The organism is Methylosinus sp. is20ea, assembly GCF_059718135.1.
Map to the genome: position 1 here is coordinate 3,783,548 of NZ_AP046088.1, position 25,373 is coordinate 3,808,920.

The 25,373-nt window shown below is 65.3% G+C and carries 29 protein-coding genes; 22 read left to right on the forward strand and 7 right to left on the reverse strand.

Annotated elements, in window-relative coordinates; translation table 11 throughout:
- Positions 1-61: 61 nt before the first annotated feature.
- The gene (locus AC6IY7_RS17625; protein ID WP_497780699.1) at positions 62-400 is read right to left on the reverse strand and encodes a hypothetical protein; all 339 of its coding nucleotides are present in this window, start codon (positions 398-400) and stop codon (positions 62-64) included.
- 51 nt (positions 401-451) lie between these two features.
- Positions 452-1,654 carry a Na+/H+ antiporter NhaA gene (gene nhaA, locus AC6IY7_RS17630; protein WP_497780700.1) on the reverse strand — a complete coding sequence of 401 codons (1,203 nt, stop codon included), beginning with the start codon at positions 1,652-1,654 and terminating at the stop codon, positions 452-454.
- A 118-nt stretch (positions 1,655-1,772) separates the two neighbouring features.
- On the opposite strand from nhaA, the gene AC6IY7_RS17635 reads away from it, so the two are divergent.
- The 3 genes from AC6IY7_RS17635 to AC6IY7_RS17645 all read left to right on the forward strand — a co-directional run bounded on the left by AC6IY7_RS17635 (position 1,773) and on the right by AC6IY7_RS17645 (position 4,841).
- Positions 1,773-2,903 (forward strand): anhydro-N-acetylmuramic acid kinase, encoded by a 1,131-nt coding sequence (locus tag AC6IY7_RS17635; protein ID WP_497780701.1) that lies wholly within the window; start codon positions 1,773-1,775, stop codon positions 2,901-2,903.
- A 101-nt stretch (positions 2,904-3,004) separates the two neighbouring features.
- Complete coding sequence (locus AC6IY7_RS17640; RefSeq protein WP_497780702.1) at positions 3,005-3,598, forward strand: redoxin family protein; 594 nt, start codon at positions 3,005-3,007, stop codon at positions 3,596-3,598.
- A 403-nt stretch (positions 3,599-4,001) separates the two neighbouring features.
- A complete protein-coding gene (locus tag AC6IY7_RS17645) occupies positions 4,002-4,841 on the forward strand; it encodes an outer membrane protein (protein WP_497780703.1) in 840 nt (279 codons plus the stop codon).
- Positions 4,842-4,910: 69 nt separating this feature from the next.
- Here the strand turns inward: AC6IY7_RS17645 and AC6IY7_RS17650 are convergent, their stop codons facing one another.
- Entirely contained in the window at positions 4,911-5,585 is a 675-nt protein-coding gene (locus tag AC6IY7_RS17650) for an alpha/beta hydrolase (RefSeq protein WP_497780704.1), read from the reverse strand.
- A gap of 270 nt (positions 5,586-5,855) precedes the next feature.
- On the opposite strand from AC6IY7_RS17650, the gene AC6IY7_RS17655 reads away from it, so the two are divergent.
- The 13 genes from AC6IY7_RS17655 (at position 5,856) to AC6IY7_RS17715 (ending at position 17,778) form a co-directional block, all read left to right on the forward strand.
- Positions 5,856-6,953: an acyltransferase family protein gene (locus AC6IY7_RS17655; protein ID WP_497780705.1), complete on the forward strand. Its 1,098-nt coding sequence runs from the start codon at positions 5,856-5,858 to the stop codon at positions 6,951-6,953.
- Between the two features lie 9 nt (positions 6,954-6,962).
- Complete coding sequence (locus AC6IY7_RS17660; protein ID WP_497780706.1) at positions 6,963-8,123, forward strand: cysteine desulfurase family protein; 1,161 nt, start codon at positions 6,963-6,965, stop codon at positions 8,121-8,123.
- Between the two features lie 67 nt (positions 8,124-8,190).
- On the forward strand, positions 8,191-9,660 hold the full coding sequence (gene sufB / locus AC6IY7_RS17665) for a Fe-S cluster assembly protein SufB (RefSeq protein WP_497780707.1): 1,470 nt from the start codon (positions 8,191-8,193) through the stop codon (positions 9,658-9,660).
- A gap of 143 nt (positions 9,661-9,803) precedes the next feature.
- Positions 9,804-10,553, forward strand: a complete 750-nt coding sequence (gene sufC, locus AC6IY7_RS17670; protein WP_497780708.1) for a Fe-S cluster assembly ATPase SufC — start codon at positions 9,804-9,806, stop codon at positions 10,551-10,553.
- Between the two features lie 10 nt (positions 10,554-10,563).
- Positions 10,564-11,868, forward strand: coding sequence for a Fe-S cluster assembly protein SufD (gene sufD / locus AC6IY7_RS17675; RefSeq protein WP_497780709.1), 1,305 nt, complete (start codon positions 10,564-10,566; stop codon positions 11,866-11,868).
- The gene (locus tag AC6IY7_RS17680; protein WP_497780710.1) at positions 11,865-13,115 is read left to right on the forward strand and encodes a cysteine desulfurase; all 1,251 of its coding nucleotides are present in this window, start codon (positions 11,865-11,867) and stop codon (positions 13,113-13,115) included. The genes sufD and AC6IY7_RS17680 overlap by 4 nt, the downstream gene beginning before the upstream one ends.
- Positions 13,116-13,182: 67 nt before the next feature.
- Positions 13,183-13,539: an iron-sulfur cluster assembly protein gene (locus AC6IY7_RS17685; RefSeq protein WP_497782878.1), complete on the forward strand. Its 357-nt coding sequence runs from the start codon at positions 13,183-13,185 to the stop codon at positions 13,537-13,539.
- A gap of 15 nt (positions 13,540-13,554) precedes the next feature.
- Positions 13,555-13,980 (forward strand): VOC family protein, encoded by a 426-nt coding sequence (locus AC6IY7_RS17690; RefSeq protein WP_497780711.1) that lies wholly within the window; start codon positions 13,555-13,557, stop codon positions 13,978-13,980.
- Positions 13,981-14,036: 56 nt separating this feature from the next.
- Positions 14,037-14,405: a HesB/IscA family protein gene (locus tag AC6IY7_RS17695; RefSeq protein ID WP_497780712.1), complete on the forward strand. Its 369-nt coding sequence runs from the start codon at positions 14,037-14,039 to the stop codon at positions 14,403-14,405.
- Between the two features lie 37 nt (positions 14,406-14,442).
- Positions 14,443-14,721, forward strand: coding sequence for a CPCC family cysteine-rich protein (locus tag AC6IY7_RS17700; protein WP_497780713.1), 279 nt, complete (start codon positions 14,443-14,445; stop codon positions 14,719-14,721).
- A 119-nt stretch (positions 14,722-14,840) separates the two neighbouring features.
- Positions 14,841-15,911 (forward strand): phosphoribosylformylglycinamidine cyclo-ligase, encoded by a 1,071-nt coding sequence (purM, locus tag AC6IY7_RS17705; RefSeq protein WP_497782879.1) that lies wholly within the window; start codon positions 14,841-14,843, stop codon positions 15,909-15,911.
- 47 nt (positions 15,912-15,958) lie between these two features.
- Entirely contained in the window at positions 15,959-16,561 is a 603-nt protein-coding gene (gene purN / locus AC6IY7_RS17710) for a phosphoribosylglycinamide formyltransferase (RefSeq protein ID WP_497782880.1), read from the forward strand.
- Between the two features lie 506 nt (positions 16,562-17,067).
- Positions 17,068-17,778, forward strand: a complete 711-nt coding sequence (locus tag AC6IY7_RS17715) for a glutathione S-transferase family protein (protein ID WP_497780714.1) — start codon at positions 17,068-17,070, stop codon at positions 17,776-17,778.
- A 3-nt stretch (positions 17,779-17,781) separates the two neighbouring features.
- Here AC6IY7_RS17715 and ndk read toward each other — a convergent pair whose 3' ends face one another.
- Positions 17,782-18,204: a nucleoside-diphosphate kinase gene (ndk, locus tag AC6IY7_RS17720; RefSeq protein WP_497780715.1), complete on the reverse strand. Its 423-nt coding sequence runs from the start codon at positions 18,202-18,204 to the stop codon at positions 17,782-17,784.
- Between the two features lie 214 nt (positions 18,205-18,418).
- Between ndk and tpiA the strand changes: the two genes are divergently transcribed.
- The 5 genes from tpiA (at position 18,419) to AC6IY7_RS17745 (ending at position 21,576) form a co-directional block, all read left to right on the forward strand.
- Positions 18,419-19,177 carry a triose-phosphate isomerase gene (tpiA, locus tag AC6IY7_RS17725; protein WP_497780716.1) on the forward strand — a complete coding sequence of 253 codons (759 nt, stop codon included), beginning with the start codon at positions 18,419-18,421 and terminating at the stop codon, positions 19,175-19,177.
- Between the two features lie 97 nt (positions 19,178-19,274).
- Positions 19,275-19,505 (forward strand): hypothetical protein, encoded by a 231-nt coding sequence (locus AC6IY7_RS17730; RefSeq protein WP_497780717.1) that lies wholly within the window; start codon positions 19,275-19,277, stop codon positions 19,503-19,505.
- 323 nt (positions 19,506-19,828) lie between these two features.
- Positions 19,829-20,866: a 3-deoxy-7-phosphoheptulonate synthase gene (locus AC6IY7_RS17735; protein WP_497782881.1), complete on the forward strand. Its 1,038-nt coding sequence runs from the start codon at positions 19,829-19,831 to the stop codon at positions 20,864-20,866.
- A 103-nt stretch (positions 20,867-20,969) separates the two neighbouring features.
- Complete coding sequence (locus tag AC6IY7_RS17740; protein ID WP_497780718.1) at positions 20,970-21,185, forward strand: hypothetical protein; 216 nt, start codon at positions 20,970-20,972, stop codon at positions 21,183-21,185.
- 82 nt (positions 21,186-21,267) lie between these two features.
- Entirely contained in the window at positions 21,268-21,576 is a 309-nt protein-coding gene (locus tag AC6IY7_RS17745) for a hypothetical protein (protein WP_497780719.1), read from the forward strand.
- Positions 21,577-21,597: 21 nt separating this feature from the next.
- Here the strand turns inward: AC6IY7_RS17745 and AC6IY7_RS17750 are convergent, their stop codons facing one another.
- Positions 21,598-21,828 carry a hypothetical protein gene (locus tag AC6IY7_RS17750; protein ID WP_497780720.1) on the reverse strand — a complete coding sequence of 77 codons (231 nt, stop codon included), beginning with the start codon at positions 21,826-21,828 and terminating at the stop codon, positions 21,598-21,600.
- Positions 21,829-21,992: 164 nt separating this feature from the next.
- Here AC6IY7_RS17750 and AC6IY7_RS17755 point away from each other — a divergent pair, with 164 nt between their 5' ends.
- Positions 21,993-22,439 (forward strand): four-helix bundle copper-binding protein, encoded by a 447-nt coding sequence (locus tag AC6IY7_RS17755; protein WP_497780721.1) that lies wholly within the window; start codon positions 21,993-21,995, stop codon positions 22,437-22,439.
- A gap of 4 nt (positions 22,440-22,443) precedes the next feature.
- Here the strand turns inward: AC6IY7_RS17755 and AC6IY7_RS17760 are convergent, their stop codons facing one another.
- Both AC6IY7_RS17760 and AC6IY7_RS17765 read right to left on the reverse strand, forming a co-directional pair.
- Entirely contained in the window at positions 22,444-23,835 is a 1,392-nt protein-coding gene (locus AC6IY7_RS17760; protein ID WP_497780722.1) for a carbohydrate porin, read from the reverse strand.
- A 106-nt stretch (positions 23,836-23,941) separates the two neighbouring features.
- Positions 23,942-25,369 (reverse strand): TadE/TadG family type IV pilus assembly protein, encoded by a 1,428-nt coding sequence (locus tag AC6IY7_RS17765; protein WP_497780723.1) that lies wholly within the window; start codon positions 25,367-25,369, stop codon positions 23,942-23,944.
- Positions 25,370-25,373 lie beyond the last annotated feature (4 nt).

Below are 25,373 nucleotides of genomic sequence, written 5' to 3' on the forward strand. Positions count from 1 at the left end.
TTCGAGTTCAACCCGGTTCCGCACGCTTGTCAAGGTTGTGTCGAGCGCCGGCGCTCGCGTATCAGGGCGCCGTCACCGGTCGATGATGACGTCGCTTGATCGCGTCGATCTCCTCCAGCATCGCCTTCATCGCGTCGATCGCCTTCCGCTCCTCCGCCGTGAGCTCGCATTGCGGATGAAAATGCTTCAGCAGCACGGCCATAGCGTCGCCGATGCGGCCAAGCTGCTTGCCATAGCTGCCGACGTCCGCGAGCACGTCCTCCTCGACCTGCGGGGCGCTCGAGCGCCCGAGATTTATGTTGATGAGTCCGAATTGGCCGCCGTAAGGGCTGAAAACAGCGGTCCAGGGATTGATCGTCTGGGTGACGTCGCCGGAAAGGGGAAGCTTGAAATTGGGCATGGGCCGACGCCTCGTGAAAAATGGGAGCGACGCGGCAGCTTAACCTATTTTTTACGAATCGGTCAGCGGATGCGCGGGCGCACCGCCGCGGCGCGAAGCGAACCACAACGCCAGCGAGCCGAGCGCGATAGAGGCGGCCGAGCCGGCGAGCACGCCGATCTTGGTCGCGCGCATCGCGCCCTCGTCGGTCTCGAAAGCGATCTGACCGATGAATAGGCTCATGGTGAAGCCGACGCCGCAGAGGACGGAAACGCCATAGAGCTGCGCCCAGCCGGTCTTGGGCGGTCGCGAGGCGACGCGCGTCCCGATCGCCAGCGCAATGGCCGCGAAGACTCCCGCCTGCTTGCCGAGAAAGAGGCCGAGCGCAACGCCGAGCAGAACCGGCGCGCCGGCCGCCGCGAGATCTCCGCCGCCGAGCGCCACGCCCGCATTGGCGAAGCCGAAAAGCGGCAGCGCGATGAAGGCGACGAAAGGGCCGAGCGCATTCTCTAGCCGGTGCAGCGGCGTATGCTCGTTTTGGTCCGGCCCGGAGAGGCGCAGCGGAATCATGACGGCCAGCAGCACGCCGGCGAGCGTCGCATGCACGCCGCTGAGCTGCACGAAATGCCACAGCGCCACGCCGAGCAGCAGATAGGGCGTGAGGAGCTTCACCTCGAAGAGATTGAGTCCGAGCAGCAGGAACAGCATCACGCCGGCGCCGAGCATCGGCGCCGCCGCCGGCTCGCCGGCGTAGAAGACCGCGATGATGACGATCGCGCCGAGATCGTCGAGAATGGCGAGCGCGGTCAAAAACACCTTTAACGCGCCGGGCACGCGGTCGCCGAGCAGCGCCAGCACGCCGAGCGCGAAAGCGATGTCGGTGGCCGAAGGAATCGCCCAGCCGCGCGCCGTTTCCGGCGAAGAGGCGTTGAAATAGGCGTAGATCAGCGCCGGAACGAGCATGCCGCCGAGCGCTCCGACGCCGGGCAGCACGCGCGCCGACCAATGGCGCAAATGTCCATCGAGGAGCTCGCGCTTGATCTCGAGGCCGACGAGCAGGAAAAACACCGCCATCAGCCCGTCGTTGATCCAGTGGAGCGTCGAATGGCCGGCCATCGGCGTCGCGAGCAGGCCGTGATAGGCCTCCGCCCAAGGCGAATTGGCGAGCGTCAGAGCGATTGCCGCGCTCGCCATCAGCACCACGCCGCCGGCCGCCTCGCTCGCGAGGAAGCGTCGCAGCGTCGAAGGTTCCGCGTGATGCGAATGATGTTTCATGGCGGGCGCCGCCCGAGGTGAGAAAGACGCGCAACCCTTGAGCGATTTGTGCTGATCTGGCAAGGAAATCCGGACCAGAGCGCAGCGCGCCCCATATGAACGCGAGCAGGAGACGCAAATGACCCTCTACCGCGCCATCGGCCTCATGTCCGGCACCTCTATGGATGGAGTGGACGTCGCGTTGCTGGATACGGATGGCGAAACGCGGCTCGTCTTCGGGCCGACCGGCTTTTTCCCCTATTCCGGGGACGATCGCGATCTGCTGCGGGCCGCGCTCACGGAGGCGACGCGCCTCCCCGACCGAGCGGCGCGGCCGGGAGCCGTCGGCGCAGCCGAGCGGCTGATCACCGAGCGCCATGCGCAGGCGGTGGAATCATTTCTGCGCGACGAGAAGCTGGACCCGGCCTCGATCGACATCATCGGCTTTCATGGACAGACGGTGCTGCATCGGCCGCAGGACCGGCTCACCGTCCAGATCGGCGACGCGCAGGCCTTGGCCGACCGGCTCGGCGTCGACGTCGCCTATGATTTTCGCGGCGCGGATGTCGCCGCCGGCGGCGAAGGCGCGCCTCTCGTTCCCGCCTATCATCGCGCTCTGGTTGCAGCCAGCAGGCTCGCCAGCCCGGTCGCCGTGATCAATATCGGCGGGGTCGCCAACGTCACTTTCGTCGATGCCGACGCCGAGCCCCTCGCCTTCGACACCGGCCCCGGCAATGCGCTCATCGACGATCTCATGCTCGCCCGGACCGGCCAGCCGGTCGACCGCGACGGCGCGACCGCCGCCGCAGGCCGGATCAACGAAGCGATTCTGCAATCGCTGACAGCTCATCCATTTTTTCAGAAACGACCGCCTAAATCTTTAGATAGAAATGATTTTTCATTTCATCTTACAGATGAGCTCTCGGTGGTGGACGCCGCCGCGACGCTGACGGCCTTCACCGCAGCATCGCTCGCCCTCGCCTTCGCGCAGGCGCCTTCGGCGCCGCGGCGGGCGATCGTCTGCGGCGGCGGAGCCCATAATCCGACGCTGATGGGCGAGCTCGCCAGGCGCCTCCCCTGCCCGGTCGCGACCGCCGGCGCGATCGGCTGGATGGGTGATGCGATCGAGGCCCAGGCCTTCGCCTTTCTCGCGGCGCGTGTATCGAAAGGTCTTCCACTGACCTTCCCCGGGACGACGGGAGTCCACGCGCCGACGAAGGGCGGCGCAATCGCCATGGCCGCGCGCGGCAGACGCCGCGCTGTCGGCTGAGCTGGCGAGACGAGATCGGTCGAGCTTTCGCTGCCTCTTTCATTCCGCATTGAGGGTTTCGTCTTCAGATGGGACGGCGACGCGAATGTAGGGAGCGAGAGATGAGCGAGACGATCCAGCGAGACGAGGGCGCCCCCGCTTGGCCGAGCCGGCGCAATCTCCTTCTCGGCGCCTTTTGCGCGGTCTCGGCCGGCGCCGGAGCCGCCGCCGCCGAACATGTCTGGAAGCGCAAGGATCTGTCGGCCCGCTTCTTCAACACGCTGTCGATCGCGGCTTTCGATCTGCCGCCGACGCCGGGGCTGACCTTCGCCGATGGGCGTCCGGTCCCCGGCTTTTCTTCCGCCGATCTCGCCGGAAAACACTCTTTCCTTTATCTCTGGGCGTCCTATTGCCCGAGCTGTCGCGCCGAGCACCCTCTGGTGATGGCGCTGGCCGCGAGGGGCGTCGCCATCTATGGCGCGAATGTGAAGGACGATCCCGCCCATGCTCGCCGCTTTTTGGCCGAGCACGGCAATCCTTTCGTCGCCGTGGGCCGGGACGAGCGCGCCTTCCTGCAGCGGGCGCTCGGCGCGCGCGGCGTTCCCGCGAGCTTCGTGGTGGCGCCGGGGCCGAAGATCGATGTCTCGATTCTCGGCCCGATCGACGAGGATGCGATCACGACCCGCGTCCTGCCGGCGTTGGCCAAGGGCGCGTGACCGAGCAGGGTGTCGAAAACGCGGGACCGGGTTTTCGAGAAAAGTCTCGTTCTGTCGCAGACGCGAAAGCGCAAGGACGGCCCTCGGTGCGCCTGTCGGCCTCGCCGACAATGGCGGCACAGCACATTGCCGAAACTTAATAATATTAAATTTTCGTAATGAAAGAATATACCCACAGGGTCCGGCACTTATTGCTCGCCGCTTCCAATATTGACAAAAGTTAACTTGAGTTTTGGCGGCATAGAGCAGAGCCTCTGCTCGCTCCCGCCGGTTCGCGGCTCGCGTTTTCGAGACCGCCCCCGCCATCCGGCCCGCCCCGGCCCCGTCTCACGGATCGTGGGGACGGCGGGAGCGCACGTCTTGTCGTATCCAGAGGTCTTGTCCCATCCTGAGGTCTTGTCCCATGACGAAAATCATCGTCGTGGCGAGCGCGCTCGCGCTCGCCTGCTCCATCGGCCCGACGCTTGCCTCCGACCTTCCGTCGACGAAAAGCGCGCCGGCCTTCACCCCTCCGCTCGCGCCGCCCCCGATCTGGACCGGCTTCTATGTCGGCCTCAACGCCGGCTACACATGGTCCAACAGCGACACCGTCGCGCAGAACTATTGGGATACCGACGCGGCCGGCCTCGGCGCCAATGCGCTCATCGGCAATTTCCCGTCCGCGATCAACGCCAGCGTCGACGGATTCATCGGCGGCGGCCAGATCGGCTATAATTCCCAGGTCTCCGACAAATTCCTCTGGGGTCTCGAGGCGGATATTCAGGGCCTCGCCTCGAGCGGCGGCTCGGCGACGCTGGTCGGACCATCCGCCGCCACGACGCTCTCGCGCGGGATCGATTATATCGGCACGGCGCGCGGACGGCTCGGCTATCTCGTCACGCCGACGCTGCTCGCCTACGCCACCGGCGGCCTCGCCTATGGCCAGACCAATCTCTCCGCGAGCTATTTCGGCGCGCCGGCCATCGCGGCCGCCGATTCCTATTCGGACCTGCGAATCGGCTACGCGGTCGGCGGCGGGCTCGAATGGCTGTTTTCGCCGGGCTGGAGCGCCAAGGTCGAATATCTCTATTATGATCTCGGTTCGGCCTCGACGCCCGGCGCCGCCTATGCCTACACCTCGGCGCTCGGCGCGCAGATCTCGGGCGCGCAGTCGACCGCGCGTTTCGACGGCCATATCGCCCGCGCCGGGCTCAACTATCACTTCGACTGGTGGAAGCCGACGCCGATCGTCGCGAAATTCTGACGCGAAAAAGCGCGGCGCCCGGGCGTCGCGCTCTCGTCTCGAAGCGAGCCCGAAGACTCGCGATCGACGTCAGTCGCCCCGCGCGGGGATGGCGATGCGCGGCGGATTGCCGAGCCTCTTGTCCAGATAGGAATCGACCTGGGCGATCAGCGGCTCGATGCGATTCTCGAAGAAATGGTTCGCCCCCTGCACCACCGCATGCTCGATGATGATGCCCTTCTGCGTCTTGAGCTTCTCGATCAGGCCGGTCACTTCCTTCAACGGCGCGACGCGGTCTATGTCGCCATGAATGAACAGGCCCGATGACGGGCATGGCGCCAGGAAGGAGAAGTCGAAGCGATTGGCCGGCGGCGCGACCGAGACGAAACCCTCGATCTCCGGCCGGCGCATCAGCAATTGCATGCCGATCCATGAGCCGAAGGAGACGCCGGCGATCCAGCAGGCGCGCGCCTCCGGATTGACCGCCTGCGCCCAATCCAGCGCGGCGGCGGCGTCCGAGAGCTCGCCGGCCCCATGGTCGAAGGCGCCCTGGCTGCGGCCGACGCCGCGGAAATTGAAGCGCAGCACGGAAAAGCCCCGCTCCGCGAAAGCGTAATAGAGGTGGTAGACGATCTGATTGTTCATCGTGCCGCCGAATTGCGGATGCGGATGCAGCACGATAGCGATCGGCGCGCCGCGTTGCGCCGATTGATGGAAGCGGCCTTCGAGCCGGCCGGCGGGGCCGGTGAAAATGACCTCGGGCATGAAGTTCCTCGTCTCCCCCGCGCGAAAAACACCATTTTTGGCCGGGCGGTTTCCGCCGGCGCCGAAAATGCGTTATGCTCCGGCCGGAGCGCCCTTGCCGGGCCTCCGCGCGTCCGGCGCGCTCCGAACCCGCGGCTCGTTGACGGCCGAGCGGGCCTTCTAGCATGTGTGACGGCGCTGGATGCAAGAGTTTTGAAGGTCGCGGCGCTTTCTTGGCCTGCCGATCGCGAGCTCGACGGCTGACGGCGTTGCTCGAAGGGTCGAGATTTCTTGGTCGATATCGCCCAGCGTCATGCTCCGCTCGAGATTCCGGCTCCGCTCGAGCCATCGGAGGCGCGCACCTCCGCCGGCCGCGATCTCGGTCTCGACTTCGTCAAAGGAATTTTGATCCTCCTCGTCGTCTTCGGCCATTCCATCCAATGGATCGTCCATGCGCGGACCGAAGACTATTGGGCCGACGGGCTGTTCAAGGCCATCTATCTCTTCCATATGCCGGCCTTCATCGCGATTTCCGGCTATCTCGCGGCGCGCAAGATCGACGCCGCGACGAGCCTTCGCGAATTCCTCTTTCGCCGCACACTGCCTCTGCTCCTCGCAATGGCGGTCTGGGCGGGCATTTTGGCCTGGCCGAACCTCGCGCGCGCTTTCGTCGGTCTCGAAACACATGTCTTTTCGGACATGTGGAGGGATTTTCGCGGCTCCTACTGGTTCCTGTGGGCCGTCGTCGTCGGCTCCGCCGGAGCCTTCGCCGCGACGCGCTTCGCCGCCTATGAGCGGGCGGCGCTGCTGCTGATCGCGGCCGCCCTGCTGCTGGCGCCTCTGCCCGATTTTCCGCTCTCGGCCATTCGCTACACGGCGTTCTTCTATCTCATCGCTTATCTCGGCGGACGAGCCGGCGTGACGATCCGCTCGATCCCGCCGGCCGTCGCCGGCGCCGCCGGCGCGGTCGCCGCGGTCGGATGGCTGTTCTGGACGCAGGACGCTTACATCTACAACAATGGCTTCGCCTATTGGCGCGCCGCGGTCGCCGGCCATGTGGCGCTGATGTTGCCGGTCTCCGTCGCGGCGACGCTCGCCTTCTCGCGAGCGGCCATCGCACTGCACGACCGGATAGCGCATTGGGCCGCGGCGCGGATTCTGATCGCGATCGGCACAATGACGCTGGAAATCTATCTGGCGCAGACGGTGGTCTTTCGCGCGACCTCGCTGCTGCCGGAATTTACGGCCGGCTATCTCGTCGCCGTGGCGGCGACCGCGGCGATCGTCGCGGGAATTGCGGCCCTCGTCGCCCTCGCCCGCCGGCTGCCCGGCGCGCAACTTCTGTGGGGCCGGCTGCCGGCTCTCCCATTCTTCGCGCGAAACGTTTAGCTTCGCGATATGTCCGCTCCGCGCGCCTATCTCGATCACAACGCCACCACGCCGCTGCGGCCGCAGGCGCGCCAGGCCATGCTCGCCGCGCTGGATACGCTCGGCAATCCCTCCTCCATCCATGCCGAAGGCCGAGCCGCGCGGGCGCTGGTCGAGGCCGCGCGCAGTGAGATCGGCGCGGGACTGGGGACGAAAGCGCGCAATGTCGTCTTCACGTCCGGCTCGACCGAGGCCGCCAATCTGATTTTGACGCCTTTCTTACAACGGGACCAAACTACGGCGGAGATCGAGTTGTTGCTGCTCGGCGCCGGCGAGCATCCGGCCGTACTCGCGGGTCATCGCTTTCCCGCCGCGCGCGTGGAGAGCGTCGGGCTCGACCCGGAGGGCGCTCTGTCGCTCGACGCGCTGGCGGATACGCTGCAGTGCAACAAAGGTAAACGAATTCTTCTCGCCCTGCAGGCCGCCAACAATGAGATCGGAAGCATCCAGCCGGTCGCCGCGGCGGCCGCACTCGTCCATGCCGCCGGCGGTCTGCTCGTCTGCGACGCGACCCAGGCGGTGGGGCGGCTGGAAACCACATTCGCCGCCCTGGGGGCGGATGCATTGTTCTTTTCCTCACATAAGATCGGTGGGCCGATGGGCGCCGGCGCCCTGGCGTTCGCGAGCGAAGGACTCCATATCAGAGAGGCGCTTCTGCGCGGCGGCGGCCAGGAGGGCGGCCGCCGCGCCGGCACAGAGAATGTGGCCGCGATCGCCGGCTTCGCCGCGGCCTTCGCAGTCGCGAAAGAAAGCGCCGCCGCGGAGGCCGAAAGGCTCGCCGCGCTGCGCGACAGACTGGAGGCCAAAATCGCCGAAATCTGGCCGGAAGCCACATTTCTCGGCGCAAAAGGGCAAAGGCTCGCCAATACGTCGGCGTTTCTCACGCCCGGCCAGAAGACGCAGACCCTGCTGATGGCGCTCGACGTCGAAGGCGTCGCTCTCTCGTCGGGCTCGGCCTGCTCCTCGGGCAAGGTGAAAGCCTCCCATGTGCTCGCCGCTATGGGTCTTCCGGAAAAGGCCGCGCTCAGGGCGAGTTTGGGCTGGAGTTCGACCGAGGAGCATGTAGATTTGTTTGGTATCGCTTTTGCAGGGGTCGCGAAGAGGATCAAGGCGCGGCGGACGGCCGCCTGACGGGCGGCTTCGGCGGCTCTAATTTCGGCCGGCGGGCCTTGAACCCGTCGAGACGAGGAGAGGACATATGGCGGCTCGCCAGGAGACGGTGGCGCGCGTCGAAGAGATCGACGTCGACGCATATAAATACGGCTTCACCACCGATATCGAATCCGATAAGGCCCCGAAAGGCCTCAGTGAGGATATCGTCCGCTTCATTTCGGCGAAGAAGAACGAGCCCGAATGGCTGACCGAGTGGCGGCTCGAGGCCTATCGACGCTGGCTGACGATGGAGGAGCCCAAATGGGCTCGCGTCGACTATCCCGCGATCGACTTTCAAGACCTCTATTATTACTCGGCGCCCAAATCGACGCCCGGGCCGACCTCGATCGAGGACGTCGATCCGGAGCTTCTGCGCACCTATGAGAAGCTCGGCATTCCGCTGCGCGAGCAGGAAGTCCTCGCCGGCGTCGAGCAGCGCAAGATCGCCGTCGACGCGGTGTTCGACTCCGTCTCGGTGGCGACGACCTTCAAGGAGGAGCTCTCCAAGGCCGGCGTGATCTTCTGCCCGATCTCGGAAGCGGTGCGCGAGCATCCCGAGCTGGTGCGCAAATATCTCGGCTCGGTCGTGCCGGTGACGGATAATTTCTACGCCACGCTAAACTCCGCCGTCTTCTCGGACGGCTCCTTCGTCTACATCCCGCCGGGCGTGCGCTGCCCGATGGAGCTCTCGACCTATTTCCGCATCAACGAGAAGAATACGGGACAGTTCGAGCGCACGCTGATCATCGCCGACGCCGGCTCCTATGTCAGCTATCTCGAGGGCTGCACCGCCCCCAAGCGCGACGAGAATCAACTGCACGCCGCCGTCGTCGAGCTGGTCGCGCTCGACGACGCCGAGATCAAATATTCAACGGTGCAGAACTGGTATCCCGGCGACAGCGAGGGCAAGGGCGGCATCTACAACTTCGTGACGAAGCGCGGCGATTGCCGCGGCAAGAGCTCGCACATCTCCTGGACGCAGGTGGAGACGGGCTCCGCGGTGACGTGGAAATATCCGTCCTGCATTCTGCGCGGCGACAATTCGCAGGGCGAGTTCTATTCGATCGCAGTGTCGAACGGCTATCAGCAGGTCGACAGCGGCACGAAGATGATCCATCTCGGCAAGAACACCAAGAGCCGCATCATCTCCAAGGGCATCTCCGCCGGCCATTCGCAGAACACCTATCGTGGACAGGTGTCGGCGCATCGCAAGGCGGAAGGCGCGCGCAATTTCACAAATTGCGACAGCCTGCTCATCGGCGACAAATGCGGCGCGCATACGGTGCCCTATCTCGAGTCGAAGAACGCCTCCGCCGTGTTCGAGCATGAGGCGACGACGTCGAAAATCTCCGAGGATCAGCTGTTCTACTGCATGCAGCGCGGACTCTCCGAAGAAGAGGCGACGGCGCTCATCGTCAATGGTTTCGTGCGCGACGTTCTGCAGAAGCTGCCTATGGAATTCGCAGTGGAAGCGCAGAAACTGATCGCGGTGAGCCTCGAAGGCAGCGTGGGTTGACGTATCGATGAGCAAAGAGGCGCTCTGCGTTTTTTAAGAGCGCCTCTTTACGAGGCAGGCGGGCGACGAAACGGCTCTGATAAAGCGGCCCCCGATTTGCAAACGTCCCTCGCACGACAGCGAACAGCCAACAGGACGACACCATGATCGAAATCAAGAATCTCCACGTCTCCATCGGAGAGCGCAAAATCCTCGACGGGCTGAACCTCACGGTGAAGGACGGCGAAGTGGCGGCCATCATGGGGCCGAACGGCACCGGTAAATCCACGCTCTCCTATGTCATCTCCGGCCGCGACGGCTATGATGTCACCGAGGGCGAGGTGCTGCTCGACGGCGAGAATATTCTGGGCCTCGAGCCGCATGAGCGCGCCGCCAAGGGCGTGTTCCTCGCCTTCCAATATCCGGTCGAGATCCCCGGCGTCGCGACGATGACCTTCCTCAAGGCCGCCGTGAACGCGCAGCGCCGCTCGCGCGGCGAAGAGGAATTGCAGACGCCGGAATTCATGAAGACGGTGCGCGAGGCTTCCACCAAGCTCGGCATCAACATGGACATGCTGAAGCGCGCGCTGAACGTCGGCTTCTCCGGCGGCGAGAAGAAACGCATGGACATTCTGCAGATGAGCCTGCTGCAGCCGAAATTCGGCATTCTCGACGAGACCGACTCCGGCCTCGACATCGACGCGCTGCGCATCGTCTCCGAGGGCGTCAACGCGCTGCGCTCGCCGAGCCGCAGCTTCCTCGTCATCACCCATTATCAGCGCCTGCTCGACTACATCAAGCCCGACACTGTGCATGTGATGGCCCAGGGCAAGATTCAGAAGACCGGCGGGCCGGAGCTCGCGCTGGAGCTCGAGAAGAGCGGCTATCGCGATTATGTCGGCGAAGCGGCGTGAGGATACGAACATGACCGTGCAGGCGATCGACAAGAAAAGCGAAGCCGAAGCGGCTTTCGCCGGCGCCTTCGAGGCGATGAAGGGCAAGGGCGCGCCGGCGTTGCGCCAGGCCTCGTGGGAGTTCTTCACGCGTAAAGGGCTGCCGACGCGTCGCGTCGAGGCGTGGCACTACACCGATCTGCGGGCGTCGCTGCGCATCGTCGCGCCGCTCGGAGCGCCGGGCGCGATCACGCTGCCGCCGGTGACCGAGGGACGCGTTCGGCTCGTCGTCGCCGACGGCGCCTTCCGTCCCGAGCTCTCCGATGTCGCGGCCCTGCCGGCCGGCGTCGAGCTCGCCTCTCTGGCGGATGTTCTCGCCAAGGAGGACGCCGCGTCGCTGACCGCGCTCGGCCTGCCCGAGAACGCCGGAGCGGACGCGATCGTCGCGCTGAATGCGGCGCTGATGCAGGATGGAGTCGTGCTGCGCATCGCTCCCGCGACGGAAGTGGCGAAGACGATCGAGATCCTGCTGCTCTCGACGGGCGGCGAGGCGCTGTCCTCCTTCACGCGGTCGCTCGTCGTCGTCGGCGACGGCGCCAAGGCGAAGATCGTCGAGACCTCGCTCGCCCTCGCGCCCTCCGGCGCGCAGGAAAACCACGTGCTCGCCTTTTCGATCGGCGCCGGCGCCGAGGTCGAGCATATCGCCGACATCGGCCCGCAATCGGAAGCGGCGATCCGCCTGTTCAGCCTGCTCGTCACCACGCAGGCGAAGGCCTCGTTCAAATCGCTCGGCTTCATCGAAGGCGGCGGACTCGTGCGGCGGCAGATTTTCGCGCGGCTGGCCGGCGAGGAGGCCGATGTCTCCCTCGACGGGATCTCCCTGCTCGGCGGCAAGGATCACGCCGACACCACGCTCGTCGTCGAGCATGCGGCCGCCAATTGCAAGAGCCGCGAGCGTTTCCGCAATGTGCTCGACGGCCAGTCGACCGGCGTGTTCCAGGGCAAGGTCGTGGTGCGCCCCGGCGCGCAGAAGACCGACGGCTCCATGCAGTCGCGGGCGCTGCTGATCAGCGAAAACGCCACGATGAACAATAAGCCGGAGCTGGAGATTTTCGCCGACGACGTCGTCTGCGGCCATGGCGCCACTTGCGGACGTCTCGACGCCGACCAGCTTTTCTATCTCGTGGCGCGCGGCCTGCCCAAGCATGAGGCCGAGGCGCTGCTGATCGAAGGCTTCGCCGGCGAGATCATCGAGGCGCTCGGCGAGGAAGCGACGCGCGACATCTATTTCGAGCGCATCCGCGCCTGGCTCGGCAATCGGGGGGCCGGCAAATGAACCAGCCGCTCTTGGCCGAAGCGACCGCCGCCTATGACGTCGAGGCGATCCGGCGCGACTTTCCGATCCTCGCCGAAAAGCCCTATGGCAAGGATCTCGTCTATCTCGACAACGCCGCCTCGGCGCAGAAGCCGCGACAGGTGATCGAGCGCATCTCGCAGGTCTACGAGCACGAATACGCCAATGTGCATCGCGGCCTGCATTATCTCGCCAATGCGGCGACCGACGCCTATGAGGGCGCGCGCGAGACTTTGCGCCGCTTCCTCAATGCCGGCGATCGCGAGGAGATCATCTTCACGCGCGGCGCGACGGAGGCGATCAATCTCGTCGCCTCCTCCTTCGGCCTCGCCAATATCGGCGAGGGCGACGAGATCATCCTCTCGATCATGGAGCATCACTCCAATATCGTGCCCTGGCATTTCCTCCGCGAGCGCAAGGGCGCGGTGCTGAAATGGATCGAGACCGACGATGACGGCGTCTTCTCGCTCGAGGATTTCGAGAAGCTGATCACGCCGAAGACGAAGATCGTCGCGCTGACGCATATGTCCAATGTGCTGGCGGCGCCGACGCCGATCGCCGATATCGTGCGCATCGCCCATGCCCATGGCGTGCCTGTGCTCGTCGACGGCTCGCAAGGCGCGGTGCATCTCGACGTCGACGTGCGTGCGCTGGACGTCGATTTCTACGTCATCACCGGCCACAAGCTCTATGGGCCGACTGGCATCGGCGCTCTCTATGGCAAGCGCGAATGGCTCGAGAAGCTGCCGCCCTTCGCCGGCGGCGGCGAGATGATCGAGACGGTCACGCGCGACTATGTGACCTATAATACGCCGCCGCATCGCTTCGAGGCCGGCACCCCGCCCATCGTGCAGGCGGCGGGGCTCGGCGCGGCGCTCGACTATATGCAGAAGATCGGCCGCCCGGCGATCCGCGCCCATGAGGCCGACCTCACCGCCTATGCGCATGAGCGCCTCTCCGATATACCGGGGCTTCGAATCTTCGGTCACGCCAAGGACAAGGGACCGATCGTCGCTTTCGACATGCCGGAGGCCCACGCTCACGACATAGCGACCGTCATCGACCGTTCCGGCGTCGCCGTTCGCGCTGGAACCCATTGCGCCATGCCGCTGCTGCAACGCTTCAACGTCACCTCCACCTGCCGCGCGTCTTTCGCTATGTATAATACGCGCGGCGAGGTCGACCGCTTGGCGGAAGCGCTGCTGAAGGCGAAGGCGCTGTTTTCTTGAAGGAGACAGAATCGTGACCAAGACCGATGACGCGGCCGAGCCGCAGGAAGTCGTGACCGGTCGGGAGCTGACGCGGGACGAGCAGCAGCCCCTGCCCACGGGCCGATCGCAAGATGAGGTCGAGCGCTTGACGCAAGGCATCGTCGCTGCCCTGAAGACCGTCCAGGACCCGGAAATTCCAGCCGATATTTTCGAGCTGGGCCTCATCTACAATATCGACATCTCGCCCGAGGATGTCGTCTATATCGACATGACCTTGACTGCGCCGGGCTGTCCCGTCGCCGGCCAGATCGTCGAGCAGGTGCAGAGCTCGGTGAGCCTCGTGCCGGGCGTGATGGCCGTCATCGTCAAGCTCGTCTTCGAGCCGCCATGGGACCAGAGCCGCATGTCGGACGAAGCGCGCATGACGCTCGATATGTGGTGAGCGCGAGGAGAGCCGATGGACGCGCCCGCGCCGAAAATCGACGGGTGTCTGGAGACGGCGCTCTATGTGGACGATTTGGCGCGCGCCTCGCGTTTCTACGAGGAGGTCCTCGGCCTTTCGCCCATGTTCGCCGATCAGCGGCTCATAGCCTATGATTGCGGCCCGCGCAGCGTGCTTTTGCTGTTCGCGCGCGGGACGACGGAGGAGACGGTGGTTCTGCCGGGAGGCGAGATTCCACCGCATGAGGGTCGCGGGCGGCTACATTTCGCGCTCGCGATCCGGCTGGAGGATTTGAGCCTCTGGGAGCGTCGGCTCGCCGAAGCGGGCGCGCCGGTCGAGGCGCGGATGGACTGGCCGCGCGGGGGGCGCAGCCTCTATTTCCGCGATCCCGACGGCAATCTCGTCGAGCTCGCGACGCCGGGCGTATGGAAGAATTATTGATCGCAACGTCGGGCCGCGATAAGCGGACGACGAAGAGACGGCAATAGGAGCGAAGAATGAACGTCATGAGCCTCAGCGACTCCGCCGCCGAACGCGTGCGCGGCCTGCTCGTCGGCGCCGAGAATCCCAACATCGGGCTGCGCATTTCGGTGGAAAAGAGCGGCTGCGCCGGCATGGCCTATAAAATGGCGCTGGCCGAGCCCGTGCCCGGCGACGAGGTGATCGAGGAGAAGGGCGCGCGCGTCATCGTCGACAGCGCGGCCGTCCTCTATCTGCTCGGCACACGCATGGACCTCGACGTGCAGCAATTCTCGTCGAGCTTCGTGTTCCAGAACCCGAACCAGACCTCGGCCTGTGGCTGCGGCGAGAGCGTCGAGCTCAATCCGGTCGATCCGAGCGCGATCGAGAAGCATCTGCACGGCTGAGTCGTCCTTCCTCCCGGACACGGGTCTAACTGGGGCGATGATATTGGGAAATATTATCGCGCCATTCTCGGAGGCGCCCGCGCATCGTTGCCCGTGTTGCAGCTATCGCACGCTCTACGAACGGGGCGCCGATGAGATTTGTCCCGTGTGTTTTTGGGAGGACGACGGGCAAGACGATCATGACGCCGACGAGGTTCGTGGCGGCCCGAATGGCTCGATGTCACTCACCCGAGCGCGGCAAAACTTCCAACTGTGCAGCGCTTCGGACCCAGCGCAGCAAATGCATGTCCGCCCTCCCACGGAAGCAGAGCGCTAGATTGGGAAGCGTATCCTGGAGAGTTGGCCGAGTCTCGGAACGTTTCGTCCCCTGTCCGAAACGGATTGCGCCGGCGCGCATAAGGCGCTAGGCCGCAGGCTCGAAAACGAGCGCGGGACATCCGAATGGCGGAAGGCAAGGGCCTCACTTATGCGCAGGCTGGCGTCGACATAGACGCCGGCAATCGGCTGGTGGATCTCATCCGCCCCGCCGTGCGCTCGACGCGCCGGCCGGGCGCGGATGGCGAGATCGGCGGCTTCGGCGGCCTGTTCGACCTCAAGGCGGCGGGTTTCTCCGATCCCGTGCTGGTCGCCGCCAATGACGGCGTCGGCACCAAGATCAAGATCGCCATCGAATCCGGCGTCCATGACACGATCGGCGTCGATCTCGTCGCAATGTGCGTCAACGACCTCGTCGTGCAGGGCGCCGAGCCGTTGTTCTTCCTCGACTATTACGCGACCGGAAAGCTGGAGCCGGACGCCGCCGCCGCTGTCGTTTCCGGCATAGCGGCCGGCTGCGTCGAGGCCGGCTGCACGTTGCTCGGCGGCGAGACGGCGGAAATGCCGGGCCTCTACTCCAACGGCGACTATGATCTCGCAGGCTTCGCCGTCGGCGCGGCCGAACGCTCCCGCCTGCTGCCGCGCGCCGAGGTGACAGAGGGCGATCTTCTGTTCGGCCTGCCCTCCTCCGGCGCCCATTCCAACGGCTTCTCGCTGATCCGCCGCATCGTCGCCGAGGCCGGCCTCGCCTGGGACGCCCCGGCGCCCTTCGCATCGGGCCAGAGTCTCGCTCACGCTCTGCTGGCCCCGACGCGGATCTATGTGAAGCCTCTGCTCGCGGCGCTGAAGCGCAGCGACGCCATTTTGGCCCTTGCCCATATCACCGGCGGCGGCTTTCCCGACAATCTGCCGCGCGTGTTGCCCAAGGGGCTCGGCGCCTCGCTCGATCTCGGCGCGTTTCGGCCGCCGCCGGTCTTCTCCTGGCTGGCGCGGCAGGGAGGCGTCGCCGAGGCGGAAATGCTGCGCACTTTCAATTGCGGAATCGGCATGGTCGTCGTCATCGCGCGGGACGGCGTCGACGAAGCGCTCACGGCGCTGCGCGAGGCGGGCGAGACGCCGATCGCCATAGGAAAGATCGCGGCGACCGGCGACGGGCCGCGCGTCGTCACGCGCGGGACGCTGCCGCTGTGAGCCGGCGGCTGCGCACGGCGATCCTGATTTCCGGGCGCGGCTCCAATATGGACGCGCTGATCGAGGCGGCCCATGCGCCGGATTTTCCGGCCGAGATCGCGCTCGTCGTGTCCAATCGCCCGGACGCCGCCGGCCTTGCCAAGGCCAAAGCCGCCGGTATCGCGGTCGCCGCCGTCGATCACAAAATCTACGCCGGCCGCGAGGAGTTCGAGCGCTCGCTGCAGATCGTGCTGGAGACCCACCGCATCGAATTTCTGTGCCTCGCCGGTTTCATGCGGCTGCTGACGCCCTGGTTCATCGGCCAATGGCGCGACCGCATGCTCAATATCCACCCCGCTTTGCTGCCGGCTTTTCGCGGCCTCCACACGCATGAGCGGGCGCTCGCCGAGGGCGTGAAAATCCACGGCTGCACCGTCCATTTCGTGGTTCCGGAAATGGACGAAGGGCCGATCGTCGCGCAGGCCGCGGTCGCCGTGCTCGATGCCGACACGCCGCAGACGCTGGCGGCGCGCGTTCTCGAGCAGGAGCATCTCCTCTATCCGCGGGCGCTGCGGCTCGTCGCCTCCGGCGCGGTCGCAGCCAAGGGCAATCGCGTGCTCGGCGCGAGTTCCTCGCCGGCGCCGGCGCTCGCCGTCCCCTCCTCCGGCTGATCCGACCGCGGGCATCCCGCCCCAGGTCGAAAGCCATGTCCGAAAGGATAGGCCGCCCCGCCCTTGCAGGGGCTCGGCAGCGCAAAGACGCAGAGATAGACGCCCAAGGCCAGGAGCTTGGCGAGACCGAGCGCGCCGTCAAAGGGCGTCGCCAAAAGCAGGATGGAGAGCGCGAGCAGACCGGCCGCGCGCCATGTCCAATAGGCTCTCCGATTCGTCACTCGCGGTTTTGTCACTCGCGGTTTCGTCATGGCGTCTTTCGGCCTCGCTGGTCCGCGCGCGGCCTGCTGCGCGCGTTGTTCCGTGTTAACCTAAAAAGGCGAGAATTCCTCGATCTCGGCGGCGCGCGAAGTGGCGCGGCGGGTTTTGACGATCATATGCCGTGAGGGCGCTAGAGCGTTTCCAGCCGAAGCGGACGCCGGTTCGGCGCAGGAAACGCGTCAAAACAAAAGCATTGAATCTTTCCCTGTTTCCTTGAAACACGGAAAGACACAGAGGTTTTGCCGATGATCAAATTATACTCATTCGGGCCTTATTTCGGTCTCCCGGACGCCAGCCCCTTCGTGCTCAAGACGATGACGCTGCTGAAATTTTGCGGCCTGCGCTATGTCGAGGACCACACCGGCTACGGCCGCGCGCCCAAGGGCAAGCTTCCCTATATCGACGACGATGGGAAGATCGTCGCCGATTCCACGTTCATCCGCGTCTATCTCGAAAAAAACTATGGCATAGATTTCGACGCCGGCCTCACGCCGGAGCAGCGCGCCGCCGGCTGGGCGATCGAGAAAATGCTGGAAGAGCATTATTATTGGCTGCTGGTGCAGGCCCGCTGGATCGACGACGGCAATTTCGCGCGCGGGCCGGCGCAATTCTTCGTCGGCGCGCCCGCATTCATCCGTCCGCTGGTGAAGGCGCTGATCCGCAAGAAAGTCGCGCGCAGCCTCGAGGCGCAGGGCCTCGGACGGCATTCGAACGACGAACTCGCCGAGCTCGGACGGCGCGACATAGAAGCGCTTTCCGTCCTGCTCGGCGATAAGCCCTATCTCTTCGGCGATGCGCCGAGCGCGGCCGACGCGAGCGCCTTCGCCATGGTGGCGGAGTCGCTCGTCGCCGAACTCGTTTCGCCGCTGCGGGACGCCGTCGCGGCCAAGGCCAATCTCGTCGCCTATCGGGACCGGCTGCTCACCGCCTATTTCCCGAGCTACGCCTCGGCCTGAAAATCAGCCGACGATCTCATTGCCCGAGAAGAATTGCGGAATCTCGATCGCGGCCGTCTCCGGCGCGTCGGAGCCATGCACGGAGTTCTCGCCGATCGACACCGCGAATTCCTTGCGGATCGTGCCTGGATCGGCGCTGGCCGGATTGGTCGCGCCCATGACCGTGCGATATTTGGCGATCGCCCCCTCGCCTTCCAGCACCTGCACCACGACCGGGCCGGAGGTGATCGATTCGATCAGCTCGCCGAAGAAGGGGCGCTCCTTGTGGACGCCATAGAAGGTCTCGGCCTGCTCGCGGGTCAGGCGGATACGCTTCTGCGCCACGATGCGAAGCCCAGAGTCCTCGATGAGGGCGTTGATCTTGCCGGTCAGATTACGCTTGGTGGCGTCCGGCTTGATGATGGAGAATGTGCGTTCGATCGCCATGGGCGCGTCGTCTCGTCGAGTTCGAGGATGGGATTTAGGATCGCGCGCTTATAGCCGTCGGCCGGACGCCCGGCAACCCGCTCGCCGAGCGGCGACAATTTTCCCTTGCGGCCGCAACCGCGCGGCGTCGCGGCGAATTGCCCAGGGCGGCGAGCGCTGATATGGCCAGAATTGCTCGCTTCATTGTTTTCGATTTGCAGAGGAACGCCCGGACATGTCTTCCACGCCGCGCCCGCTCGTCGCCGGAAATTGGAAAATGAACGGGCTTTCGGCGTCGCTCGGCGAGATCGAGACGATCGCGGAGCGCTACGACGTGGCCCTGCGCGCCAAAGTCGAGCTGGCGATCTGCCCGCCGGCGACGCTTCTCTTTCGGGCCGCGCCGATCGCCGCAAGCGCCGAAATCCGGCTCGGCGGGCAGGATTGCCACGCAAAGCCCAATGGCGCCCATACCGGCGACATTTCCGCCGAGATGCTGGCCGACGCCGGAGCCGCCTATGTCATCGTCGGCCACAGCGAGCGGCGCTGCGATCATGGCGAGAGTGACGCGCTGGTCCGCGCCAAGGCGGAGGCGGGCCTGCGCGCCGGGCTCACGCCCATCGTCTGCGTCGGCGAGACGCGCGCCGAACGCGACGCCGGCCGCGCCAACGAGATCGTCGAACGCCAGCTCGAGGGCTCGCTGCCGCAGGACGTCGCGCCGGAGAGGCTGGTCGTCGCCTATGAGCCGGTCTGGGCGATCGGCACAGGCCTCACGCCGACGTTGCAGGATGTGGCGCAAATACACGCCGCGATCCGCGCTCGGCTCGTCGCGCTCTTCGGCGCGGGCGCCGAGGCGACGCGCATTCTCTACGGCGGCTCGGTGAAGCCCGCCAACGCCGCCGAGCTATTGCGTATCGCCAATGTGGACGGCGCGCTTGTCGGCGGCGCGTCCTTGACGGCGAAGGATTTTCTGGCGATCGCCGAAATCTACCGCTGACCGGCGACAGTTTCGCAATCGTTTCGCGATAAGGGAGACGGCGGGCGGCGCGCGCCGCAGTATTTCATCGTTTTTCGATTCTTCGCGGAGATTTGCCATGTCCTATACGCTCGTCATCGCGACCTTCGTCGTCACCACCTCCCAGGCCGCGGGCGCGGTCGCGACAAACGCCATTCCCGGATACTCTACAGAGGAGAAATGCGTCGAGGCCGCGCGCAAGCTGCAGCCGCGCGCTTCTCTCGGCATAGCCGCGGAAGGCAAGGAAAACGGCACGCCACTGAACACGCGCATGACCGGATATGCGGGACTCTGCGTGCCCGCGCCGTGACGTCCTTCCTCCCCCGCGTGACGTCGTGTGACGTCCTCCCCCCGCTTGACTTCCGCCCCCGCTCCGCTTTAACTCCGAGCCCATGACCCTCGCCCGCTCCACGCGCTATTACTGGTATTTTAGCTATCCTGCGCCGGCGGCGACGGGAGGCGAGCGCGTGTGACGAACCAACGCGAAGCCTGAAAACCCTGAGAGCCGCCAGTCCCGCTGGCGGCTTTTTTGTTCCGCCGGCGTGATGCTTTAAAAAGGAGCCCGCCGTGCCGATCGAAACCGACGACCTTCGCATCGTCAAAATCACCGAATTGAGCCCGCCCGCCGAGATCATGCACGAATTGCCGCGCAGCGAGACGGCCAGCGCCATGGTGCTCGGCGCCCGCGCCGCTCTGCGCGACATACTGCGCGGGCGCGACGATCGCCTCGCCGTCGTCATCGGTCCCTGCTCCGTCCATGATCCCGAGGCCGCGCTGGAATACGCCCGACTGCTCGCCGACGCGAAGCGCGAGCTCGGCGACCGGCTCGAGATCATCATGCGCGTCTATTTCGAGAAGCCGCGCACCACGGTCGGCTGGAAGGGTCTCATCAATGATCCGCGTCTCGACGGCAGCTTCGATATAGAAGCCGGGCTTCGCCTCGCACGGCGCCTGCTGCTCGAGGTCAATGAGCTGGGCCTGCCGGCCGGCTGCGAATTCCTCGATATGACGACGCCGCAATATATCGCCGATCTCGTCGGCTGGGGCGCGATCGGCGCGCGCACCACCGAGAGCCAGGTGCATCGCGAGCTCGCCTCCGGCCTGTCCTGCCCCGTCGGCTTCAAGAACGGCACCGACGGCAATGTGCGCATTGCCCTCGACGCGGTGCTCTCCGCCTCGCAGCCGCATCATTTCCTCGCCGTCACCAAGGACGGCCGCTCGGCCATCGCCTCGACCAGCGGCAATGAGGACTGCCACATCATCCTGCGCGGCGGAAAGACGCCGAATTACGACGCGGCCAGCGTGGACGCCGCGGCGAAAGAGGCGGAAAAGTCGAAGGTTTCGCCCTATCTGATGATCGACGCCTCGCACGCCAACAGCAGCAAGAAGCCGGAGAACCAGCCCGCCGTCGTCGACGATGTCGCGCGTCAGATCGAGGCCGGAGAACGGCGGATCATCGGCTTGATGATCGAGAGCCACCTCGTCGCCGGGCGGCAGGACATCGTCCCGGGCAAGCCGCTCGTCTATGGCCAGAGCGTCACCGACGGCTGCATCGACTGGCCGACCTCGCTCGAGGCGCTGCGCCGTCTCGCAACCTCTGTCGAGCGGCGGCGTTCCTCCTCCGGCGGGACGCGGATCGCCGCGACTGGGCGCGTCGCGAGCTCGACATGAGCCCGCGACGATACGCCGCAGGGCCATAATGACGCCTTATGTGCGACACAAAATGACCCAATGGGCCCGCTGGGGCTCGCCCGCCCGACAGAGGAGTTGACCCATGGAAGTTTCTCTGGACCAGGCCGTCGAGATTCACGCACGCGCGCTGACCCGCCGGTTGCAGCGCGAGGCGCCCTCCAATGCGCGGGAGCGGGCCGTCGATTTCCAGAGAGCCGGCGACAGCGAGGGGCATGGCGTCTGGTTGCGCGTCGCCGAGAGCGCCGAGCGTCTGCTCGGCGACAAAGCCCACGCCGCCGAGGCCGCGCCGAATAGGTAATTCCCCCGATACGTTCTGTCACAAAAGGTCATCGTCATCGGTTTAGCGCTCTGCGTCAGAAAGCGAGTCGTGGAGCCGACCGATGATGCAGATCGCCGACATACTGGCGCCGAGCGGCCTCGTTCCCATGCCGTTCGACGGCGCCGCGCCCTCGAAGGCGCATGAGCGAACCCTCGCCAGCTATCTCCTCAACCGCCACCGCGGCGCCGCCGCCGTGCGCGACATTCTCGTCGCCGATATTCGCGCCTTCGTCGATCTCGGTCAGTCGCACGCCGCCGCCGATCTCATGGTCGTGCTGCGCATGCTGCTCGCGCGATGGCCGGAGACTCGCCGCCGCGCGCCGCGGCCTCTGGCCTGGGACGCGACGACGCCTTCGCCGCGCGACGCGTGAGCCGAGGGCCGCGCTTTCGCCTCAGTGGCGTCGATCCTCTTCCAGCGCGCGCGTCAGCTCGACGATGACGCGCTCGACGAGCGCATTCTCCGCGTCGAAATAGGCGCGCTCCTCGCGCTCCAATTCGTCGAATTCATCCGGCTCGCAGAGCTCCTTGCGAATGTCGCAGAGTCGCTCGAAGCGGCGGCGCAGGCTGCCGACGAGCGCTTCGGCGTCGCTACGCGCGAGCGTGAGCACGATGTTCGGCTGCATCTTCATCCTCCCTTTTTCACCCTAGATGGCGTCCGCCTCGCGCGTGCGCAATGAAGCCACCGCCCTCTCGCGGAGAAAAGGATTGAAGCCTCTGCGGTCCGCGCCAGTTAGAGCAAAACTTTCTCGAGCGAGAAAACTTCTCGAAACGAAAGGAAGGCTCTCCAATGGAACGCCGCGAATTCGTCGCCGCCGCCGTCGGCGCGGCCGCCGCCCTCTCCGCCACCCGCGCTCTGGCCGAAGATCAGATCACCAATCCGCACGCCGAGCACATGATGCACGGGCCGAAATTCCAGGCGCTGATGAAGACCAGCGCCGAATGCGTCTCGACGGGCAATGAATGCCTGCGTCATTGCTTCGGCATGCTGTCGATGAACGATACGAGCATGGTGGGCTGCACCAAGGCCGCCTATGATCTCGTGTCCGCCTGCGCCGCGCTCGAGTCCATGGCGGCGGTCAATTCGCCGCTCACGCCGACTCTCGCCAAGGCGGTCGGCGACGTCTGCATGGCCTGCAAGAAAGAATGCGACCGCTTCCCGCAAATTTCCGAATGCAAGGCCTGTGGCGACTCCTGCAAGGCCTGCGCGGAAGAGTGCCGCAAAGTCTCGGTCTGACGCTTCAATAACGAATGAGCGTGCGCAGTCCAACGACCAGCGCGTTGCGCAGACTCCTGACGCCGGATGGATCGCGCGGATCTGCGATATTGCCGCCGGGCCGGCGGATATATTGCAGATCCGGCTGCAACGTCCATCCGGGAACGATGCTCGCGATATAGGTCGCCTCGACGAGCGCTTCGCCGGAGCGAATGGGCGCGAAGCCATTGCCGAAAACGGCCGCGTCGCGGTCGAGACCGCGCGCGCCGCTCGACACTCTGGCGTAGCCGACAGCGACGCCGAAGAGATCGTCCGGCCGCGACGGCGCGCCGCGAATGGAGACGCCGGCGTCGGCGTAGAAATTCACCAGATTTCGATCATTGGGCGCGGCTTCGGCGCGGGCGAAAACGCCGGCGCTTTGTCCGCCGGTGCGCAATATCTGCTGATCGACGAGCGCATAGAGGCCGAAGTTGCCGCGCCGGCGCAGCGGAACGCCGCTGCTCGCCGGATCGGCGAGCGAGAGACCGTCCGCGCCCGAGCGCTGATCGGCGAAGGCGCCGAAATGCCGCCAGCCGCCGAATTTGGCGACGCCGTCGAGGCCGTCTACGGAATATTTCCACTGCCCCTCGCCGATGAGGAAAGGCGCATCCTTCAATCGGAATCGCAGTCCGTCCGCATTGCGGCGCTGCGGATCGCGAGATTCGAAGGCCCCCTGCGGCCCGGCCGGATCGCCGTCGAAGATCGCGGCGAGCAGAGCGAAACGCTCCGTCTCCACCTTCACCCGCGCGCCGAGATTGGACAGCGGAAAGGCCGCGCCGCCCGCGGGAAGATCGGCGATCGTGAGCGCCGGCCAGCCGAAACTATTGTTGACGAAGATCTTCGCCGCGGCGCGCGTCATGAACTCCTGATCCGCGCCCATCTGCCCGAGGCGGATCGACGCGCCCTCGGGAAAGCTCTGCTCGAGCCAGGCCTCGAACAGGCGCGTCGTCGGCGTCGCCTCTATGTTGCTCACGGGCATCAGCGCGCCCGTGTAGAATTGGTCGATGCCGCGTCCATGCAGCTGCGAGGCGTTGGCGTGAAAGACGAGGCCCGAGAGGCCGAAGGCCTTGTCGAGATCGGCGTCCAGAGCGGCGCGCAACTTGCCGTCATAGATCGTTCCCCGCCGCAATCCGCCGGAGACGTCCGAAAAGCTCTCGCCGATATATTTGAGGCCGAATTCGAAGCCGCGCTCGGCGAGCGCGTCGCGCGCCGCGGCGGGCTGCGCCAGGGATTCGGGGAGGCTCGTCGCGATCGTCGGCGGATTGTCGCTCGCAGGCGTCGGATCATGGTGATCGCCGCCGCGCCCGAGCGCCGCGCCGGTTGCGAGCAGCGCGGCGAGCCCTGCGCCGAGGCCATAGATCGAACGAAACGCCCGCATCCCTATTTCGCACGCTCGCGTCGAGACGAAAATCTTCCGGCCGACGCCAAAGCGCGGTCCGCGCGCAGATTAGCGGCCGACAGGCGGGAAAGCAACGCGGCCCGGATCACTGCGTGAGATGCGAGGCCGTGGAAACGGCCTTCTGGAACAAGGTCGCCAGAGCGGAGGTGATATTGCCATTCGTATTGACCTCGAAGAAGAGATCGGAGGAAGAGGCGCAGCTTTTCATATTGTCGGATATCTGCGAGGCGAAAGTCGCGACCGTGCCCTGATAGAACCCGTTGCTCGGGACCGGATAGTAGGTCGTGTAGAGGACGGCGATGCGAATGCCGCGATTCTTGATCGTCGTGCAGAAGGAGGTATCGACCGGCTGTAGGCAGCGATAGAAAGAGCCATAGCCGTTCGAATAGCTCCAATTCACCGAGGTCGTGCAAGTCGTGCTGGAATAATAGCTCGCGTCGATGACGCCGTCGGTCACCAGCATCAGCACCTCCTGAGGCGTGTCGCCGGTGGCGGTGGTGCCATTGCCCGGGACGGGCATAATCGTGTTCAGCTTGGTGAGCGCCTGATTGAGATCGGTCATCGCATCGCTCGTGTTGAGCGCGCTGGTCGTCGTGACCGTATTATAGGTCGCATTGCCGGTCGGATAGGTATACGACAAATTCGCCGCGAGCACATTGTTCGAGTCCATCAATGGCGGCGTCATTGTTCCGATGTTCGACTGGATGGCGGCCACATTGGCGCTCGTCGTGGGGACGAGACTCTGCATCATCGTCACCCCATAATTGAAATTATAGGCGGCGAGGCGATAGGTCGCGCCATTGGAGGCCATGAGCGACTGCGCCGTCGAGGCAAGACTCTTGGCGGCGTCGCGGACATTGTCGATGCGCAGCTTTATCCCGTTATTCTCTGCATAAGTGTAGCTGTCCGTGACGCCCCAGCCGGGATATTGGCTCGTATATTCGCTGTCGGTGAAATTCTTCTCGTGACAGGCGAAAGCGCAGCCGAAGGCGTTCATGGCGTCGACGCCGGCCTGCGTCGCCGGCAGCTCCATCGACGGCGAATTGTCGAGCAGCAGATAGAAATCGATGTTGCGCGCCGTCGTCGCGCTCGCTTTGGCGCTCACCGTTATGTTGGACGTCCGCAAGCCATAGAAGCCGCCGAACGAGTTCTGGACCTGCGTCGCATAAGTGACTGACACGCTGCGCGTCATCGAGCCCGACGCCGGAACGTCGGCGACGTCGATGGTGAGATTGGCGGCGTTGTAGGTCTGCCGCGTGATCTGCGCGACCTGGGCGGCGAACATCGTCGTCGCAGCCGCTTTGGCGACGGCGGAGGATTTCAGCATCATCGGGGGCGTCGTCGCGGCGAGCGCGGCGGCGTCGGCCGCCGCATAGAGCTGCGTCTTGACGCGCCCGGCGCTCGCATAATCGATGGCGCCGCCGGCGGCGATCATCAGCGGAATCGCCGCGAGCGCGAATATGATCGCGACATTGCCGCTGCGATGAGCGACGAATCTCGAGAAGATCGTCATGGGC